This window comes from Ruegeria sp. BHSB058 (assembly GCF_059613285.1).
The window spans coordinates 1-19,301 of the sequence record NZ_JBXWSF010000078.1 but is presented as its reverse complement, the minus strand read 5'-3'; the positions used below and the strand labels follow the sequence as shown (position 1 = coordinate 19,301).

At 62.2% G+C, this 19,301-nt stretch carries 16 protein-coding genes and 1 tRNA gene; 10 read left to right on the top strand and 7 right to left on the bottom strand.

Annotated elements, in window-relative coordinates; all coding sequences use genetic code 11:
• The 7 genes from AC2FNB_RS16755 to AC2FNB_RS16725 form a co-directional block, all read left to right on the top strand.
• Nucleotides 1–738 (top strand): NAD(P)/FAD-dependent oxidoreductase (locus AC2FNB_RS16755; protein ID WP_496748053.1); only part of this gene is annotated, 738 nt, incomplete at its 5' end.
• Nucleotides 735–1,388, top strand: a complete 654-nt coding sequence (locus AC2FNB_RS16750; protein ID WP_496748051.1) for a DUF938 domain-containing protein — start codon at nucleotides 735–737, stop codon at nucleotides 1,386–1,388. The genes AC2FNB_RS16755 and AC2FNB_RS16750, both read left to right, overlap by 4 nt.
• 74 nt (nucleotides 1,389–1,462) lie before the next feature.
• Complete coding sequence (locus AC2FNB_RS16745) at nucleotides 1,463–1,798, top strand: carboxymuconolactone decarboxylase family protein (RefSeq protein ID WP_496748050.1); 336 nt, start codon at nucleotides 1,463–1,465, stop codon at nucleotides 1,796–1,798.
• An 83-nt stretch (nucleotides 1,799–1,881) separates the two neighbouring features.
• Nucleotides 1,882–2,307: an EF-hand domain-containing protein gene (locus tag AC2FNB_RS16740; protein ID WP_496748048.1), complete on the top strand. Its 426-nt coding sequence runs from the start codon at nucleotides 1,882–1,884 to the stop codon at nucleotides 2,305–2,307.
• Nucleotides 2,308–2,395: 88 nt separating this feature from the next.
• Nucleotides 2,396–2,932 carry a hypothetical protein gene (locus AC2FNB_RS16735; RefSeq protein ID WP_496748046.1) on the top strand — a complete coding sequence of 179 codons (537 nt, stop codon included), beginning with the start codon at nucleotides 2,396–2,398 and terminating at the stop codon, nucleotides 2,930–2,932.
• A 784-nt stretch (nucleotides 2,933–3,716) separates the two neighbouring features.
• The gene (gene rsgA, locus AC2FNB_RS16730; protein ID WP_496748044.1) at nucleotides 3,717–4,553 is read left to right on the top strand and encodes a ribosome small subunit-dependent GTPase A; all 837 of its coding nucleotides are present in this window, start codon (nucleotides 3,717–3,719) and stop codon (nucleotides 4,551–4,553) included.
• 4 nt (nucleotides 4,554–4,557) lie between these two features.
• On the top strand, nucleotides 4,558–5,313 hold the full coding sequence (locus AC2FNB_RS16725) for a VOC family protein (RefSeq protein ID WP_496748042.1): 756 nt from the start codon (nucleotides 4,558–4,560) through the stop codon (nucleotides 5,311–5,313).
• Between the two features lie 175 nt (nucleotides 5,314–5,488).
• On the opposite strand, the gene AC2FNB_RS16720 is transcribed toward AC2FNB_RS16725, so the two are convergent.
• The 4 genes from AC2FNB_RS16720 to AC2FNB_RS16705 form a co-directional block, all read right to left on the bottom strand.
• Nucleotides 5,489–7,996, bottom strand: a complete 2,508-nt coding sequence (locus tag AC2FNB_RS16720) for a GcvT family protein (protein WP_496748040.1) — start codon at nucleotides 7,994–7,996, stop codon at nucleotides 5,489–5,491.
• A gap of 170 nt (nucleotides 7,997–8,166) precedes the next feature.
• The gene (locus AC2FNB_RS16715) at nucleotides 8,167–9,564 is read right to left on the bottom strand and encodes an FAD-binding oxidoreductase (RefSeq protein WP_496748038.1); all 1,398 of its coding nucleotides are present in this window, start codon (nucleotides 9,562–9,564) and stop codon (nucleotides 8,167–8,169) included.
• Between the two features lie 89 nt (nucleotides 9,565–9,653).
• Entirely contained in the window at nucleotides 9,654–11,447 is a 1,794-nt protein-coding gene (gene ggt / locus AC2FNB_RS16710; protein WP_496748037.1) for a gamma-glutamyltransferase, read from the bottom strand.
• Nucleotides 11,448–11,560: 113 nt separating this feature from the next.
• A complete protein-coding gene (locus tag AC2FNB_RS16705) occupies nucleotides 11,561–12,547 on the bottom strand; it encodes a 2-hydroxyacid dehydrogenase (RefSeq protein ID WP_480748082.1) in 987 nt (328 codons plus the stop codon).
• 172 nt (nucleotides 12,548–12,719) lie between these two features.
• Here AC2FNB_RS16705 and AC2FNB_RS16700 point away from each other — a divergent pair, with 172 nt between their 5' ends.
• The 3 genes from AC2FNB_RS16700 to AC2FNB_RS16690 all read left to right on the top strand — a co-directional run bounded on the left by AC2FNB_RS16700 (nucleotide 12,720) and on the right by AC2FNB_RS16690 (nucleotide 14,449).
• A complete protein-coding gene (locus AC2FNB_RS16700; protein WP_480748083.1) occupies nucleotides 12,720–13,208 on the top strand; it encodes an SH3 domain-containing protein in 489 nt (162 codons plus the stop codon).
• Nucleotides 13,209–13,291: 83 nt separating this feature from the next.
• Complete coding sequence (locus tag AC2FNB_RS16695; RefSeq protein ID WP_496748035.1) at nucleotides 13,292–14,284, top strand: NADPH:quinone reductase; 993 nt, start codon at nucleotides 13,292–13,294, stop codon at nucleotides 14,282–14,284.
• Nucleotides 14,285–14,374: 90 nt separating this feature from the next.
• A tRNA-Gln gene (locus AC2FNB_RS16690) sits at nucleotides 14,375–14,449 on the top strand.
• Between the two features lie 159 nt (nucleotides 14,450–14,608).
• On the opposite strand, the gene AC2FNB_RS16685 is transcribed toward AC2FNB_RS16690, so the two are convergent.
• The 3 genes from AC2FNB_RS16685 to AC2FNB_RS16675 form a co-directional block, all read right to left on the bottom strand.
• Nucleotides 14,609–14,755 (bottom strand): DUF3489 domain-containing protein, encoded by a 147-nt coding sequence (locus tag AC2FNB_RS16685; protein WP_480747861.1) that lies wholly within the window; start codon nucleotides 14,753–14,755, stop codon nucleotides 14,609–14,611.
• Nucleotides 14,756–15,113: 358 nt separating this feature from the next.
• Nucleotides 15,114–17,894: a formate dehydrogenase subunit alpha gene (gene fdhF, locus AC2FNB_RS16680; RefSeq protein ID WP_480747862.1), complete on the bottom strand. Its 2,781-nt coding sequence runs from the start codon at nucleotides 17,892–17,894 to the stop codon at nucleotides 15,114–15,116.
• A 14-nt stretch (nucleotides 17,895–17,908) separates the two neighbouring features.
• The coding region (locus AC2FNB_RS16675; RefSeq protein WP_496748032.1) for an NADH-ubiquinone oxidoreductase-F iron-sulfur binding region domain-containing protein at nucleotides 17,909–19,301 on the bottom strand (1,393 nt) is incomplete at its 5' end.

Here is a 19,301-nt window from a genome sequence, read left to right as displayed (position 1 = left end):
GTGCCCATCCTGAATCCCGATACTGTCGCATTTGCCGCCTATTGCGGCCGGGCGCAGGATATCGACACCGACCGGATGCTGCAGGATTTCGCGCGGCAAATCCGCGCCAATGGCGGGTCGGTTCTGACCCGGAAACAGGTGACCGGTATCGTCAGTGACGGTCATTGGCTGGTCGACGCCAACGGCCGGTATGAGGCCCGCACACTCGTGAATGCTGCCGGAGCCTGGGCGGATCAGATCGCCCGCTTGGCCGGGGTCGATCCCATCGGCATCACACCCTGCCGCCGCTCGATGGCGCGCCTGCCCGCGCCGGGCGGGCATGACGTGACCGGCTGGCCCCTGCTGATGGGGGTTGGCGAGACGTGGTATGCCAAGCCTGACGCGGGAAAGCTGCTGGTCTCGCCCGCCGATGCCGATCCGGTGGAACCGCATGACGCCTATGCCGACGACATGGTTCTGGCCGAGGGGCTGGCGCGGTACGAAGAAATGGTCACAGAACCGGTGACGCGGGTCGAAACCAACTGGGCCGGGTTGCGCAGCTTTGCCCCCGACAAATCGCTGGTGCTGGGCCCCGACCCGGCCCGGCCAAGCTTTGTCTGGTGCGCCGGTCAGGGCGGGTACGGGTTTCAATCCGCCCCTGCCGCGTCGCGACTGGTGGCGGATCTGACCGTCGGCAACGCGCCGGAACTGGAGTCACAGGTGGTCGCCGCGCTGCGACCGGACAGGTTGCGGTCATGACCCGGCGCAAGCTGCCCGCGAATGCCAGCGTTGCCGAACAGGGCGACGGCGCAAGGCTTGTGGCGCCGGCCGCCAGCCGCAACGCGCAGGCGCTGTGCGACCTGCTGGCCCATGTGGCGCCGAGCCAAGGCAAGGCGCTGGAACTGGCCAGCGGCACCGGACAGCATGTTGCCGCCTTTGCCGAGCGGTTTCCGCAGATCACATGGCAGCCGACCGAGGTCGACGCCGAGCGCCGGGCCAGCATCGACGCCTATGCTGCGGATCTGGCGAATGTCCTGCCCGCGTGGAACCTGAATGCAACGGCCGAGGGGTGGGGCTCCCGCCACGGCGGGCAGAACCTGATCATCCTGATCAACTTGCTGCACCTCATCAGCCAGCCCGAAACCACAACGCTGATCCGCGAGGTTGCAGCGGCCCTCGCCCCCGGTGGGCGATTCGTTCTGTACGGCCCGTTCATGCGCGCCGGAGAGCTGACCAGCGAGGGCGATGCCAGGTTCCACGCGGCCCTGACCGCGCAGGACCCCGAGATCGGCTACAAGGACGATTTCGACATGATCGACCTGATCCAGGCCTCGAGCCTTGAGATGGTCGAAGTGGTGGAGATGCCCGCAAACAACCTGGCCCTGATCGCGGAAAGGCCCCGCACCTGATCAAGATCAAGGAGACGGCCTGGTCAGCGCCCTACACATGCAGACAATGATATGTTTGCAAAGGGGCACCCTGCATGAACTGGCAAGAGAAACTGTCCGCAACCCGGTCCGGCCTGCGGAACCTGAACGGGGCAATCCCCGACACCGCGCGCGCCTTCGGGGCTTTGGGCAAGGCCGTCAAGGAAGGCGGCACGCTGGATTACAAGACCAAGGAATACGTAGCGCTTGGCATCTCGGTGGCGGTTCGGTGCGAACCCTGCATCTCGTTGCATGTAGAGGCATTGGTCAATGCGGGCGCGTCGCGGGAAGAGGTCGCCGACGTTCTGGCCATGTCGATCCAGATGGGTGGCGGACCGTCGATGATGTATGCGGCCAAGGCCCTGGAATGTTTTGATGAACTGACCGGATGACCTGCGTCATTCTGGCAGCGCCGGATATCCGGCGCTGATCCGTTTCACATTCAGGGCATGAAAACGAAAAGGAAGATCACGCCATGAAACCCGCATTGCTAGCAGGACCTGCATTCATTCTGGTGGTTGGATTTGCACTGGCCGAAACGCCGGTTCCGGGCGCACATTTCATCGAGAACTGGGACAACGACGGGGACGGTGCCGTGTCATTGGAAGAAGCCCGCGAAAAGCGCGCGGACGTGTTCTATATGTTCGACGCGGACGAGAATCAGGTGCTGGACCCCTCGGAATACGACCTGTTCGACGAAACCCGCGCAGCAGACATGGCGGCCAACGACGCCCCACAGGGGCTGAAAGGCCCGGTGAACGGCCTGCGCCGCGAATTCAACGACATCGATGGCGACGGATCGGTCAGCCAGGAAGAATTCCTGAACGGCACCGAAAGCTGGTTTGCCAAAGTCGACAAGGATGGTGACGGTCAGGTCACATCGGCCGATTTCGGGGGGTGAAGGGGCAGCTAGGCAAATCGAGGGTGGAGGCCGTCGGATGATCTGAAGGCGATTTTGTGGTACACTCCTGATTGGGAGTGTACCTGCCATGAAGACCATAGCCGCCATTCTGCTGATCTTGCTGTCTTCGCAAGTGCTGGCACAACAAGACCCGATCAGGGGGCGCATGATCTGCCAGGTGCTGGCCAATCGCTTTGTCCCCACTCACGGTGACCGCTCGGACGCACATGTTGGTCAGGCCGAGGAGTATTCACCCGGCGCGACGTTCATCGTCGACTACACTCATGACCCGGCCACCGGCCTGTCGATCTATATGGGCGAGCCGGACAGGGCGAATGTCCTGATCGAAGAGCCGTTTCCGGCAAGCAGCTTCAAGGGCGTGTCGAGCATCACCAACAAGGCCGAATATCGCACCGCGTTCAGCGAAGTGTCGCTTGGAAAGTACTCGGTGAACTACAAGGGCCACGATCAGCTGAACATCAAGCGATGCAAGGGCGACGCCTGGGAGGGCCACTTTGTCCGGACCTATGTCAGCGGACAGTTCACGCAGGTCGTCTCGCTGACCTGCCATCCTTATGTGAACGCCATGGACGACGTGCTGGCCCGCCTGAAGCTGTTGAATTAAGTCAAAGCATTACGCAACGGACTGAGGGTGCGTGGTTTCGGTCGCCATCTAGTTAAATACGGCGCCGTCGACCAACTGGAGGTTGCCACCTGAATCGGTCATTGGGGTGCCTGGTTCAAACGGACGTTGATAAGAAACGGTCAACCCGGGTCTGAGAACACAAGCTATACGACCCCGACACGGCGGCACCACACGCGGAACGACTTGGCAATTGCGAAACCAAATCAGAGGCGGGTCAGCGAACGAAACGCTTATTCCTTTCCTCTGGTCGATTAACCGCTCTCTTGAATGTACGGAACGGTCTTTGTCACATGCATACGGTTGCGTCTGGCATCATTTGAACCTATACAGCCGCCATCCGAAATGGAGATTTCATGTCCCGGTAAGGAAGGGAGGCAGTGAGCCTCCCGGTGCAAATCCAACCTCGATAGATGACGCCGTCACTCTGTTTTTGACGGTGACTGTTGGGTTGCAATCTTTTTCCAAACCATCAGCGCCCAAGCCCAACTTGCGGCCAAGACATGAAAGTTGACACGCAATGATACGGGATTATTCCCATTTCCTTTCACCGCGCCAAAGTGACACCGATATCAAGGCAAAACTCAGCCCTCTTCAGGCACTGGGTTGGAAGCCCTTCTTCGCCCAGCAAATAAGCGTCGACGAATTGGCCGCGACACCACCAGTCCGGGTGGTCGAAGTACATCGCAACGCGGTACACGTCATTGGCGAGAACATTGAAACAATGCTTCCGCCCAGACACGATGTAACTGTCGGAGACTGGCTGATGCTGGACCCGGATCGCCCGAGATCCAGTCAGGTGCTCGGGCGTCAAAGCCTCATCAAACGACGCGCACCTGGCACCGACCGCCAGGAACAACTGATCGCTGCAAACATCGACACGGCCTTCATCGTCACGTCTTGCAATCAGGACTTCAACATTGCCCGGCTCGAACGCTATGTCGCACTGGCGTTCGAGGCAAGGATCACGCCGGTTATCGTGCTCACGAAGACCGACCTGGCAACAGACCCGCAACGCTACATCGACGCGGCCCGTGCTGTGTCGGACCTGATCGACATAGTTGCACTCGATGCTCGTGGCAGCGCGCCCCGGGCGGAACTCGCCGACTGGTGCAAGCCGGGCAAGACGGTGGCTTTCCTCGGTTCGTCCGGAGTCGGCAAGTCGACGCTGACCAATTCGCTGCTCGACAGCCAAGCCATCGAAACCAAGGCCATCCGCGAGGATGACGCAAAAGGTCGGCACACCACGACAAGGCGCGAGCTTCATCCGATGCCCAATGGCTGTCTGATTCTGGACACCCCTGGTATGCGGGAGTTGCAGCTCACCAATGCGGTTCAGGGGATCAGTAACCTTTTCTCCGATATCCAGGAGTTGGCCGCAAACTGCCGTTTCACGGATTGTCAGCACAGAACCGAACCGGGGTGCGCCGTTCTGGAGGCTATCGAAGAAGGTGCCCTAGATGCTTCGCGGCTGGAAAGATGGCGCAAACTCATGGCCGAAGACGCGTTTAACTCTGCCAGCCTCGCCGAACGCAGGTCACGCGACAAGGCCTTCGGTAAGATGGTCCGAAACGTCAAGAAGCACAAAGATGTCAGGAGATAGGATGATGACGCAGTCGAAAGTCGGTCAAATCGTATGGCATGATCTCTTCACGTCTGACAGGAAGGGCTCGATGGCATTCTACCAGCGTATCACCAATTGGACGTACCAGATCGAGCGGGCAACAGATTTTGCCTGGGGTGGCGGTGAGAAGGATTTTGTCCTGGCCTTTTCCGATGACGAAGCAGGCGCCGGACTTGCCGAAACCCCGTCCAAGCAGTCAAATGGTTGGATCGCCTACACCGAAGTCCCGGATGTGGACGTGGCGGTGGAGCGCGCCAAAACGCTTGGAGGAACGAACGTCCGGGCCCCATTCGAGGTACCAGGCGTTGGGCGCAATGCGCTCATTCGAGATCCACTCGGAGCGCTTCTGGGGATTTCACTATCCAGGCATGGTTTCCCGGTGCCTTGCCGACAATTCGGCCCCGAGGTCTACTTCACCGAAGAGAAAGAATTCCCGGAACTGTTCTACGCCGAGCTCTTTGGCTGGCGAGTCTGTCCCAAGAGGGAACAGGAAGATGTTACCATAATCGGACCGTCGGGCACCCCGGTCGCTACGCAACATCGAAGGCATCGACCAGACGGTTCGACGGCAACATGGGTTCCAAGCATCAGGGTCAAGTCAACCAAAGATGCTTGCCACCTTGCCGAAGACAATGGGGCGCGTCGGGTAAGTGACAGCGAAACAATGGCTGGAAAACGCCGCAAGGTCGTCTTTAGTGATCCGGACGGCGCATTTTTTTCACTGATCGAAGAGCTCTAGCGATCCTTGCTCACCAGATGGGACTTTGAGAGCGTTCAATTCTTCGCTTTTCAGCATCTGCCAGATTTAGGCTGGAACCGCTCATCGAAATCGGTCAGTGCAACCGTTGCGTCGCCATCGGTTGGCTGTTGCCCAAAAAGGCAAAGGCCCCGGATCTCTCCGGGGCCTTGTTTGATCAGCCGTCCTTGCGGATGACTTCGTTCTTGGGATCATAGGGGCTGTCGCAGGTGACGACCGCATCCCACAACTTGTCCTGGATCTTGACCTGCAGCCTGGTGCCTTCCACTGCGTAGTCGGGCTTCACGTAGCCCATGCCGATGGATTTCTCGAACGCCACCGAGTAGCCGCCCGAGGTCAGGCGGCCCACACGGGTGCCGTCTTCGGCATAAAGCGCCTCGCGGCCCCAGGGATCGGCATCGGCAGGGCCGTCGATCAGCAGGGTGGAGCATTTGACGCGGACGCCGGTCTCTTCCAGTTTGGCTTTGCCGTTGAAGTTCTTCTCCAGATCGACAAAGCGCGGCAGGTCGGCTTCCAGCGGGGTCGCGTCGCGGCCCAGTTCGTTACCGAAGGCGCGATAGGATTTCTCCTGGCGCAGCCAGTTCTGGGCCCGTGCCCCCACCAGCTTCATGCCGTGCTTCTCGCCAGCCTTCTCCAGCAGGTCGAACAGGTAGTTCTGCATCTCGATCGGGTGATGCAGCTCCCAGCCCAGCTCGCCGGTATAGGCCACGCGGATCGCGTTCACCGGGCACATGCCCAGTTCGATCTGCTTGGCCGACAGCCACGGGAATCGCTTGTTCGACAGCGCGGTTGCCGGGTCGGCGTCGACGATCACCTCTTTCAGCACATCACGCGATTTCGGCCCGGCGATGGCGAAGACACCCCATTGGGTGGTCACGTCCTGGATCTCGATATAGCCGAACTCTTCCATCTTGTCTTCGGCGGCCTTGCGCAGGAAGTCCGCGTCATACTCGGACCAGGCCCCGGCAGAGACCAGATAGTAATTGTTCTCGCCGTTGCGGACGATGGTGTATTCGGTGCGGGTGGTGCCGTGCGAGGTCAGGGCATAGGTCAGGTTGATGCGGCCGACCTTGGGCAGCTTGTTGCAGGTGAACCAATCCAGGAACTGAGTGGCACCGGGGCCTTTGACGACATGCTTGGTGAACGCGGTCGCGTCGATCAGGCCAACACCGTTGCGGATCGCCTTGGCTTCTTCGACGGCATATTGCCACCAGCCGCCACGGCGGAAGGAGCGGGCGTCGTGGTCGAAGTTTTCCGGTGCGTCCAGCGGGCCATAATAGTTGGGGCGTTCCCAGCCGTTGACCCAGCCGAACTGTGCACCGCGGGCCTTCTGGCGGTCGTAGGCGGGCGCGGTACGCAGCGGACGGCAGGCCTGACGCTCTTCGTCCGGGTGGTGCAGGATATAGACGTGCTCATAGCACTCTTCGTTCTTGCGGGCCGCGAATTCGGTGGTCATCCAGTTCGACGAATACCGCTTGGGGTCGAGCGACGCCATGTCGATTTCGGCCTCGCCATCGACCATCATCTGCGCCAGGTAATAGCCGGTGCCGCCCGCGGCGGTGATGCCAAAGCTGAAACCCTCGGCCAGCCACATGTTGCGCAGGCCAGGCGCCGGACCGACCAGCGGGTTGCCGTCGGGGGTATAGCAGATCGGGCCGTTGAAATCGTCCTTGAGGCCGCTTTCGGCACAGGACGGCACGCGTTCGGCCATCGCCATGTACTGTTCGGCAATCCGGTCCAGATCCAGCGGGAACAGATCGGCGCGGAAGCTGTCGGGCACGCCATGTTCGAACCGCGCGGGCGCGCCGTGTTCATAGATGCCCAAAATCCAGCCGCCGCGCTCTTCGCGGGCGTAGGATTCGTTGTCGGCGTCGCGCACAACCGGGTGCTCCGGGTTGCCCGCTTCGCGCCATTTGACCAGCTCGGGGTCCTTGTCCATGACGATAAAGGTGTGTTCGACCGGGATCGCGGGCATCTTGATGCCCAGCATCTTGGCGGTGCGCTGCGCATGGTTGCCGCTGGCAGTCACGACATGCTCGGCGGTGATCACCACCTGCTCGTCCGAAGGCACCAGGTTGCCGCCCTGCTCGACCATCTTGGTGCAGGTGACCTCCCAATGGGTGCCGTTCCAGTGGAAGGCATCGGCCTGCATCTTGCGCACGATATCGACACCGCGCTGACGGGCACCCTTGGCCATCGCCTGCGTCACGTCAGCGGGGTTAATATAGCCATCCTCGGTGTGATAGATCGCGCCCTTCAGGTCGCCCGTTTCGATCAGTGGCCAGCGCTCCTTGATCTGGTCCGGGGTCAGCCACTCGTATTTCACGTCGCAGGTTTCGGCGGTCGAGGCATAGAGCATGTATTCGTCCATACGCTCTTGCGTCTGCGCCATGCGCAGGTTGCCAACGACGGCGAAACCGGCGTTCAGCCCGGTTTCCTCTTCCAGCGTCTTGTAGAAATCGACCGAGTATTTGTGAATGTGGGTGGTCGCGTAAGACATGTTGAAGAGCGGCAGCAGACCCGCCGCGTGCCATGTCGAACCCGAGGTGAGTTCGTCCCGCTCGATCAGCATGACGTCGTCCCAGCCCGCCTTGGCCAGGTGATAGGCAATCGAGGTCCCGACGGCACCACCGCCGACGACCAGTGCTTTGACTTGGGTTTTCATTTGCCCGCTCTCCGGATTGAGTCTGTTTGGGATGGTTTATGCCGAACGGCAGGGCACAGCGCCAAGTCCATCCGACTTAAAATTGCGCAAAACCGACCTAGGCCACTCACAAGCCGACGATTGACGACTTGCAGCGCCGGCAAGGGCGCGAAAGTCGCGGCTTTGCAAAGTTAGAGAATCTTGCCCGGGTTCATGATGTTGTCGGGATCAAGCGCCGCCTTGACCGCTTTCATGTAAAGCGTGGCCGGGCCGAGTTCCTTTTCGAGATAGGGCTTTTTGCCCTGCCCGATTCCATGCTCACCCGTGCAGGTTCCGTCCATCGATATCGCCAGTTCGTTCAGCCAGCCGACAAAGGTTTCGGCCTTGGCAACCTCGTCGGGATTGGCCATGTCCAACAGCACGAGCGTGTGGAAATTCCCGTCACCGACATGGCCGACGACGGGGGCCAGCAGCCCAAGTTCTGCCGTCTTGGCCTGTGCCATGGTCACCGCTTCGGCCAGCCGCGAGATCGGAACGCAGACATCGGTGGAAATCCCCTGCGCCCCCGGACGCAGTTGCAGGCACGCCCAGTACATGTCGTGGCGCGCCTGCCAGAGCTTGTTGCGGTCTTCGGTCGAGGTGGTGGCGGCAAAATCGGTGCCGCCGAATTCCTCGGCGATGGCCCCGAATGTTTCCGCCTGTTCGACCACCCCGGCCTCGGAGCCGTGAAATTCCAACAGCAGCAGCGGCGTTTCCGGCAGGTCCAGCCTGGAATAGGCATTGGCGGCGGCAACCGAAAGCTCGTCCAGAAGCTCGATCCGGGCCACCGGGATGCCGTATTGGATCGTCGTCATCACCGCCCGGCAGGCGGCATCGACCGAGGGAAAGGAACAGCGGGCCGAACTGATCGCCTCGGGGATGCCCTGCAGGCGCAGGGTGATTTCGGTGATTAGGCCAAGCGTCCCCTCGGAGCCGATCAGCAGGCGGGTCAGGTCGTAACCTGCCGAGGATTTCCTGGCGCGGGTGCCGGTGCGGATGATCCGGCCATCGGGCATCACCGCCTCAAGGCTCAGGATGTTGTCCTTCATCGTCCCGTAGCGCACCGCGTTGGTGCCCGAGGCGCGCGTCGCGGCCATGCCGCCCAGCGAGGCATTGGCGCCGGGATCGATTGGAAAGAACAGGCCCTGATCGCGAAGGTAGGTGTTCAGGTCCTCGCGGGTGACACCGGGCTGAACCACGCAATCCAGATCCTCGGCATGAACCGCAAGAACCTTGTTCATTCGCATCAGATCAACCGAAATCCCGCCAGCGGGCGCGTTTACATGCCCTTCCAGCGAGGTGCCGGTGCCGAAGGCAATGACCGGAACCCTGTGTCGGGCGCAGGTCTTGACGATATCCGAAACTTCCGACGTGGTTTCGGGAAACACCACCGCGTCGGGGGACTGGTTGTTGATCCAGGTCGTCGTGTGGCCGTGTTGTTCGCGGATCGATGCACCGGTCTGCAACCTGTCGCCAAATCGTTGTTTCAGGATGCCGATGACGGTTTCTATGCCGGTCTCGTTGCGCGGCAGCGCCGTGGCCTGAACCATGGTGTTTCTCCCCTTTGCGGTCTGCGTGACCGCCCCGCATTGCTACGAAACGTGCGCGTCGCGGACAATACCCACAACCCGGTAGCGGTTCATTCGCCCAGCGCGATGCCTTCGCGACGCGGGTCCGCCCCGCCTTTCAGCACCTCGCCGATCTCGATGGCGTGCAGGCCAGAGGTCAGATCGCGCGCGTTGACCTCATAGCCCAGCGCGGTCAGCGGTTCGGTCAGTTCGGTCGCGGCGGTGTCCTGTTCCACGTCATAGGTGCCAAATCGGTTGACCAGATGCGGCAGGGCCAACGCCTGTTGCACATCCATGCCCCAATCCGCCCACGCGATGATGGATTTGGCCACATAGCCGATGATCCGGCTGCCGCCCGGAGAGCCGATGGCCAGCACCGGCTTGCCGTCCTTCATCACGATGGTCGGGCTCATCGATGAACGTGGCCGCTTTCCGGGTTCCAGCCGGTTGGCGATGGGTACACCGTCAGCATGGGTGCGGAACGAAAAATCGGTCAATTCGTTGTTGAGCAGAAACCCGTTCGTCATCAGGCGCGAGCCAAAGCCGTTTTCGATCGTCGTGGTCATCGACAGGACATTGCCCTGCGCGTCCACGATCGAAATATGCGAGGTGGACGGAAATTCGATCGATTGATCATCGGCCCAGATCAGGGCGTGATCGAATTCGGGAGTACCGGGGGCCACGTCGGACAGGGCCGCGCCGGTGTCCAGCAGCGCGCCGCGCCCGCTCAGATAGGCGGAATCGACCAGCCCCTTGGTCGGCATCGGCACGAAATCACTGTCGGCCATGTACCGGCCCCGATCCGCAAAGGCGAGGCGTGAGGCATCGCCGATCAGCCGCCACGCTTCGGCGCTGGTTGGACCAAGCGCTGCCAGATCATAGCTGTCGAGCATCCCCAGGATCTGTCCCACCGTCAGCGCCCCCGACGAAGGCGGCCCCATGCCACAGACCTCATAGGCGCGATAGGCAGCGCAGACCGGCGCACGCTCGATCACCTGATAGAGCGCCAGATCGACACCGGACAGGACACCGGGATTGCCGGGGGCAGAGCGTACGGCGCTGACGATGCCCGCCGCGATGTCACCGCCGTAAAACCCCGCCGATCCCTCGGCGGCCAGTGTTCGCAGCGTTTCGGCATAGGCAGGGTTTTTCAACGTGTCGCCTTCGGCTACGGGCTGCCCACCCGGCAGGAAATAGTCGGCAGTTGCCGGGAACCGGGCCAGCCGCTCGGCATCGGCGGCAACCAGACCGGCGAGGCGCGGAGAGACGGCAAAACCGCCCTCGGCCAGCCCGATCGCATCATCGAACAGCGACGGCCACGGCTTGCCGCCCCAGCGGCGGTGCGCCGCCTCCAGCAGCGCGGGCGTGCCGGGGGTGCCGACGGACAGACCGCCGACAACCGCATCGAAGAACCCCAGCGGTTCGCCATTTTCGTCCTGAAACAAGGTCGGCGTCGCCGCGCGCGGCGCGGTTTCGCGGGCGTCCAGCGTGGTCAACTCGCCGCTTGCAGCGTCATACCAGACAAGGAACGCCCCGCCGCCCAACCCCGAGGATTGCGGCTCGACCAGCCCCAGAACGACCTGCACCGCCACCATCGCATCGGCCGCCGTGCCACCCGCGCGCAGCACCCGCGCCCCGGCTTCGACCGCCAGTGGATTGGCGGCCGCCACCATCCAGTTCGCTGCCTCGACCGGTTGACCGGCGTCCTTGGCCGCCAGAGCATCCTTTGCGGCCTGCGACAGCGTCTCGACCTGACCCGAGGTTGCCAGTTCCGGGGCTACGGCATCAGCGGTCTGCTGCGCCAAAGCGGGCGAAACCGACAGCATGGCGGCCATGAAATAACTGGAAATACGGTGTGTGCGCATGTTTTCCTCCTGACAATCAGACTGTGCGAATACCCTTGACCCGCGCCGCAGAACGGCCCGGCCTGACAACAAAACCAAAACGCCCGGCACAAATGGCCGGGCGCCGGGGTCGTTCAAAGCATCGACGGCACGACCTGATCGGGCGGACGGTGGCCGTCCTCGAAGGTCTTGATGTTGATGATGACCTTCTCGCCCATCTCGATCCGGCCCTCGATGGTGGCCGATCCCATATGCGGCAACAGCACCACGTTGGGCAATTGCCGCAGGCGCGGGTTCACGTTGGTGCCGTGTTCATATACGTCCAGCCCCGCCCCGGCGATTTCATCCGCACGGATCAGGCGGGTCAGGGCATTTTCGTCGATCACCTCTCCGCGCGAGGTGTTTACGATCACGGCAGACGGTTTCATCAGTTTCAGACGGCGCGCGTTCATCAGATGAAAGGTGGACGGCGTCGACGGGCAGTTGACCGAGATCACGTCCATCCGCGCCACCATCTGATCAAGGCTGTCCCAATAGGTCGCCTCCAGCTCTTCCTCGACCTCGGGGCGCAGGCGGCGGCGGTTGTGGTAATGCACCTGCATGCCAAAGGCCCGCGCGCGTCGGGCAACGGCCTGACCGATCCGCCCCATGCCCAGAATGCCAAGGCGACGGCCACCGATGCGGCCACCCAGCAAAGCGGTCGGCGCCCAGCCTGTCCAGTCGCCTTTCTGCATCACCGCCAGGCCTTCGGGAATGCGTCGCGTGACGGCGAGGATCAGCGCCATGGTCATGTCGGCGGTATCGTCGGTCAGAACGCCGGGCGTGTTCGACACCAGTATTCCCCGCTGCCGTGCGGTCGATACGTCGATATGATCCACCCCGGCCCCGTAATTCGCGATCAGCCGCAACTGTTCACCCGCCTGTCCCAGCAATCCTGCATCGATCGTGTCGGTCACGGTCGGCACCAGCACATCGGCGGTTTTCACCGCCTCGACAAGCTCGGTTCGGGTCATCGGCGTGTCATCTTCGCGCAGACGCACATCAAAGAGTTCACTCAGCCGGGTTTCGACGGCTTCGGGCAACCGTCGCGTTACGACAACACTCAGACGTTCTCTTGGCACTTCGGCCCTCCCACTGCTTTGCAATCCTGCGCGCGCCATGGCATCGTGGCGCAGGATCAGGCGGGGCACAAGAACCCCAAGCTGAATTGACGCAGCCTTTTTTCAAAACCGGATCAACAGGCATAAGAGCAGGCAGGCAGTGAGGCATTCGGTATCGGTGAAACGCCAGTATCTGGCGCTGTTTTCGACTCTTCTCATCGCGTTCGGCATTTCCGCCGCGAGCGCCGAGGAAAAACGCGGTCAGGTCACCAACCTGCCGCTGCCCCGTTTCGTGTCGATGAAAGCCAACGAGGGCAACGTCCGGCGTGGCCCGTCGCTGACCCACCGAATCGACTGGGTGTTCAAACGCCGCGACATGCCGCTGCAGATCACCGCCGAATTCGGCAACTGGCGCCGCGTGCAGGACCGTGACGGCGCCGGTGGCTGGGTGCATTACGCGCTGTTGTCAGGCGCAAGGACGGTGCTGATCGAACAGGACATGGTTCCGATCCATTCCCGCCCCGATCCCGCTTCGCAGGTCAACGCCCGGTTCGAGACCGGCGTCGTCGCCCGACTTGGCACCTGCACCATCGACTGGTGCCGGATCTCGGCCGGGGGCTATCGCGGCTGGACGCCGAAAACCAACCTCTGGGGCGTGGCGGCTGACGAGATCCGCGAATAGGGCCGAAATCGCCGCGCCGTGGGGTCTGGCCTTCGCCGCATATCGCGTTATCGTGCCGGTCTCAGCCCCTGCGGAGAGACCACATGAAAGCCATCACCTACAGCAGCTTTGGCCCGGCGAAGGACGTCCTGACACTCACCGAACTGGAGCCGCCCAAACCCGCCCCCGGCGAGGTGCTGGTCGATCTGGAGTATTCCGGCGTGAACCCGTCCGACGTCAAGGCCCGCGCCGGGGCCCGGCCCGGCGTCACCAGGCCGCCCTTTCCCGTCATCATTCCGCACAGTGATGGCGCAGGAGTGATTTCCGCCGTAGGTGACGGCGTGCCGCAGACCCGCATCGGCGAGCGCGTGTGGATCTGGAACGGCCAGTGGCAGCGCGCTTTCGGAACCGCTGCCCAGCAGATCGCGCTGCCCACGGAACAGGCGGTACGCCTGCCCGATGCAGTGTCGCTGGAAACCGGGGCGGTTCTGGGCATTCCGGGCCTCACCGCATGTCACACGGTGTTTTCCGGCGGCGACGTGGCGGGGCAGACCGTTCTTGTTCAGGGCGGCGCAGGCACCGTCGGCTATCTCGCGGTGCAGCTTGCCAAATGGGGCGGCGCCAAGGTGATCGCCACCGCCGCGCTCGCCAGTTTCGACCGCGTGCGTGACGCCGGGGCGGATGCCGTCGTCGACTATTCGGACCCCGATCTGCCGCAACAGATTCTGTCCGCCAATGGCGGCCGGTCCGTGGACCGGATCGTCGAGGTCGAATTCGGCCTCAACGTCCGGACGGACACCGAGGTCATTGCCGAGAACGGCCGCATCAACGCCTATGGCTCGGCGGCGCAGATGTCGCCCACCCTGCCGTTCTATCCACTGATGTTCAAAGCGGTCACGCTTGAGATGACGCTGATCTATCTTCTGCCGCCTGCCCTGCGCGCCGCGGCCATTGCGAAACTGACCGGCGCGCTGAACGCAAATGCCCTTCGCTGCCCCGTCCAATCCATCCACGGCCTCGCCGATTGCCACCTTGCGCATGAGGCCGTCGAGGCCGGAAAACGCACCGGTGCGGTGCTTTTGAAAACCGCGGATTGAGCACCGGAAAAAATGAATGCCAAGGCTCACATTTTTTGCGAAATGGGCCTTGAACCCCGCCAACAAGAGTCGTAGATAGCCGCTCACCGTTGGGGTGTAGCCAAGTGGTAAGGCAACGGTTTTTGGTACCGCGTACCGTAGGTTCGAATCCTACCACCCCAGCCACTTTCTCTGAAAGACCCGCAAAACAAGGGGAAATCCTCCCCTTTCTCCGGCTGTGTATCCCAGTCGTCCGACAGATGAGATACAAGGTGGGATACACTCTTCCCGTTCAGGGATCTGGTAGACCGTTCTTTTGTCATATCCTGATCGCTCAACGGTTTGTCACATCCTGCACATCATCGAAATCGCCGCGCGCGCAGAATGTGGCTGCCAGCCAAAGGCGTTCTGAATCTGCGCAGTTGTGGCGCCGGTCTTGCGGGACAGCAGTCTCTGTAATTGTTGCTGACCCCCGGGGCTGTTCCGGGCCAATTTGCCAGGTCACGTTTTGGTTTTTGTTCCGGATGCAATTGCCATCGTTATCATCCTCATCTTTGGGCAAAGTGAAGGTTGGGCGACCTCACAGGTGTCCTGCCGAGTTCCTGTTTTTACCTCGGAACAAACGCCCCGCACGTGTTTGCGGATGGCTTCGGCCGTGCCTTGTGGGCATCTGACTCGTTGCTGGATTCCCGACGCGCTCCTGACCGATGCCCGCATAAAGCGCCAAGGGGGAAAACCGCCCCGGTTTGACGAACCAGAAAACCGCAAACCTGAAAGTCGGCACATGGCCGAACAAAAAAGGACGGCCCCCGAAGGGACCGCCCGTCACGCGGCAGGAGGAGGAGGAGAGTTATTCCGCCGCGATAGCCTCGATCTTTTCGACCCGGATCGCCGAGAACTTGAACTCGGGGATCTTGCCATAGGGGTCGATGGCCGGGTTGGTCAGGATGTTCGCCGCCGCCTCGACATAGGCGAAGGGGATGAACACCATGTCCTCGGCAATGGCCCGGTCGGCGCGCACCATGATCTCGATGGATCCGCGCCGGGTGGTCAGGCGCACCATCTCGCCCGGCTCGATCCCCATCAGCTTGAGCGTACGCGGGTTCATCGAACAGTTGGCCTCGGGCTCGACCGCGTCCAGCACCAGCGACCGGCGGGTCATCGACCCGGTGTGCCAATGTTCCAGCTGGCGCCCCGTTGTGGCGATCATCGGATAATCCGCATCCGGCGCCTCGTCGGGCGGGATCACACTGGCGGGTGTGAACCGGGCGCGGCCCTCGGGGCGCGGGAAGCCGTCGCCGAACACGATCGCCTGACCCGGATCGGTCTCGCTGAGCGACGGATAGGTGATGGTTTCGGTCTTCAGTCGCTCCCAAGTGATGTTGTTGAGCGACTTCATCGTCAGCTTCATCTCGTCGAACACCTGCGACACGTCGGTGTAATCCCAGTTCAACCCGATGCGCTGCGCCAGTTCGACGGTGATTTTCCAGTCCTCGCGCGCCTCGCCCGGCGGCGGTACGGCGGGGCGCACCCGCTGCACCTGACGGTTGGTATTCGACACCGTGCCATTCTTTTCGTAAAGCGCCGAGGCGGGCAGGATGATGTCGGCATAGTTCGCCGTCTCGGTCAGGAAGATATCCTGCACGATCATCAGGTCCAGCTTGGCCAGCGCCTCGCGCGCGTGGCCCGCGTCGGGGTCGGACATGGCGGGGTTTTCACCCTGAATGTACATGCCCCGGATCTTGCCCGCATAAGCGTGATCGATGATCTCGGTCACGGTCAGGCCTTTCTCGTTCGAGAAGTCCTCCGAGTTCCACACGCTGTTGAACCTGGCGCGGATGCCGTCATCGGTCACCGACTGGTAATCCGGCAGGAACATCGGGATCAGGCCCGCATCGGATGCGCCCTGTACGTTGTTCTGGCCCCGCAGCGGGTGCAGACCGGCGCCCGGCTTGCCCACGTTGCCGGTCATCAGCGCAAGGCTGATCAGGCAGCGCGAGTTGTCGGTGCCGTGGATATGCTGGCTGACGCCCATGCCCCAAAAGATCAGACCGGCCTTGGCGCCTGCAAAGATGCGCGCGACGCGGCGCAGCTGATCGGGCTCGATGCCGCAAATCTCGGACATCTTCTCGGGGGTGAAGGCGCGCAGATGTTCCTTCTCGGCCTCCCAGTTCTCGGTCCAGCGGTGGATGTACTGGCTGTCGTACAGCTCTTCCTCGACGATCACGTTCATGATCGCGTTCAGCATCGAGACGTCGGCACCGGGGCGGAACTGCAGCATCTCGGTGGCGAACTTGCGCATGCCGACGCCGCGCGGGTCCATCACGATCAGCTTGCCGCCACGCTTGGCGAACTGCTTGAAATAGGTCGCCGCGACGGGGTGGTTCTCGATCGGGTTCGAGCCGATGATAATCGCCACATCGGCGTTCTCGATCTCGTTGAAGGTCGCCGTCACCGCGCCCGAGCCCACATTCTCGATCAGGGCCGCCACAGACGACGCATGGCACAGACGGGTGCAGTGGTCGACGTTGTTGTGGCGGAAACCCTGACGGATGAATTTCTGGAACAGATACGCCTCTTCGTTGGTGCATTTGGCCGAGCCGAAACCGGCAACCGAACGTGGGTCTTCGGCGCGCAGGGCCATCAGCCTGGTGGCTGCCAGATCCATTGCCTCTTCCCACGTCGCTTCGCGGAAATGGGTCGACAGGTCGCCCGGATCGACATTCAGCCCCTTGGCGGGCGCATCTTCGCGCCGGATCAGCGGCTTGGTCAGACGGTGCGGGTGGTGGATGTAGTCAAAGCCAAAGCGACCCTTGACGCACAGGCGGCCCTCGTTCGCGGGACCGTTGATGCCCTCGACATATTTGACCTTGCCGTCCTTGACCTTCAGCGACACCTTGCAGCCCACACCGCAGAACGGGCAGACGCTTTCGGTCTCGGAATCGTAATCCTTGCTGTCGCCGCGCTGCTGGTCATCCAGCACGGTGGCAGGCATCAGCGCGCCGGTCGGGCAGGCCTGAACGCATTCGCCACAAGCAACACAGGTCGACGCACCCATCGGGTCGTTCTGGTCGAACACCACCTGCGCCGTATGGCCGCGACCGGCCATGCCGATCACGTCGTTGACCTGCACTTCGCGGCAGGCGCGGACGCAGAGGTTGCAGTTGATGCAGGCGTCCAGATTGACACGCATCGCGACGTGGCTGTCATCCAGCAGCGGGATTTTCTCGGCCTCTTTCGCAGGAAAGCGGCTGCCCGAGACCTCGTTCAGCCTGGCCATATCCCAAAAATGGCTGGATACGTCATGCGGCTGCTCGGGCTGGTCGGCAACCAACAGTTCCATAACCATGGCGCGCGATTTCTCGGCGCGGTCACTGTCGGTCTTCACAATCATACCGTCCGCCGCAGGCCGGATGCACGAGGCGACCAGCGTGCGCTCGCCCTCCACCTCGACCATGCAGGCGCGGCAGTTGCCGTCGGGGCGATATCCCGGTGCAGGCTTGTGGCACAGGTGCGGAATCACCAGGCCCCGGCCATTGGCCGCTTCCCAGATCGTGGTGCCCTCGGGCACGGTGACGTCATCGCCGTTCAGGCTGAAGGTGACGGTCTTGGTTGGGCTTGCGTCAAGCATGGCTCTGTCTCCCCTCAGATTTCGTCGGCAAAATGTTTCATGACCAGACGGATCGGGTTCGGGGCCGCCTGCCCCAGACCGCAGATCGAGGCATCGGCCATCACCTGACACAGGTCCTCCAGCAGATCGGTGTCCCACTTGTCGGCCTGCATCAGCTTGACCGCCTTTTCACAGCCCGCCCGGCAGGGCGTGCACTGGCCACAGCTTTCATCCTCGAAGAACCGCAGCATGTTCAGCGCCGCATCCCGTGCGGTGTCCTGATCGGACAGAACCACCACGGCGGCAGACCCGATAAAGGTGCCAAGCGGCTGCAGCGTGTCAAAGTCGAGCGGGACGTCGTCAATGCTTGCAGGCAACAGACCCGACGACGGCCCGCCCGGCTGATACGCCTTGAACACATGGCCCTCGGCCATGCCCCCGGCGGCATCAATCACGTCCAGAATGGTCGACCCTGCAGGCAGCAGGTATACACCCGGCTTCGCCACCCGGCCCGAGACCGAATAGCTGCGCAGCCCTTTGCGGCCATTCTTTTCAACCGAGTTCAGGATCTGCGGCCCCTCGCGGCAGATCTTCGACACCCAATAAAGCGTCTCGACATTGTGAACCAGTGTCGGACGGTCAAAGACCCCGACCTGCGCCACGAATGGCGGGCGGTGGCGCGGCAGGCCCTTCTTGCCCTCGATCGACTCGATCATCGCGGATTCTTCGCCGCAGATATAAGCGCCAGCGCCCCGGCGCAGGTCGATGTAACCCTTGGCAACGATCCCGGCCTGTTCCAGCGCGGCAATCTCTTTTGCCAGAATCTCCAGTACCGCCGGATATTCGTCGCGCATGTAGATAAAGCAGGTCTCGGCCTCGACCGCCCAGGCGGCGATCAGCATCCCTTCCAGAAAGACATGCGGCGTGCGCTCAAGATAGTAGCGGTCCTTGAACGTACCCGGCTCGCCCTCGTCCCCGTTCACGGCCAGATAGCGCGGCCCTTCGTTCATGCGAACAAAGCCCCATTTCTTGCCAGACGGAAAACCAGCGCCGCCCAGACCACGCAGGCCCGAGGCCAGAACCGTTTCCTGTACCTCTTCCCAGTTGCCGCCGTCGCGCAGCTCTTTCAGCTTGGCGTAACCGCCGTTTGCCTCATAGGTGGCATAATTCTCGTATTCGGGCAGATGTGCATGGGTGTCACCCGCGGCAATCGCGGCCTGCACCTTTTCGGGGGTCGCGTGATCGATATGGTTGTGGCCGATCTCCAGCACCGGCGCGGTGTCGCAACGCCCCATGCAGGGCGCGCGCAGCACACGCACTTGTGACCGGTCCAACCCGTCCTCCAGCGCCTTCTGCAACTGCTGGGCGCCAGCCATCTCGCAGGACAGGGAATCGCACACCCGGATGGTCAGCGCGGGCGGCGGCGTC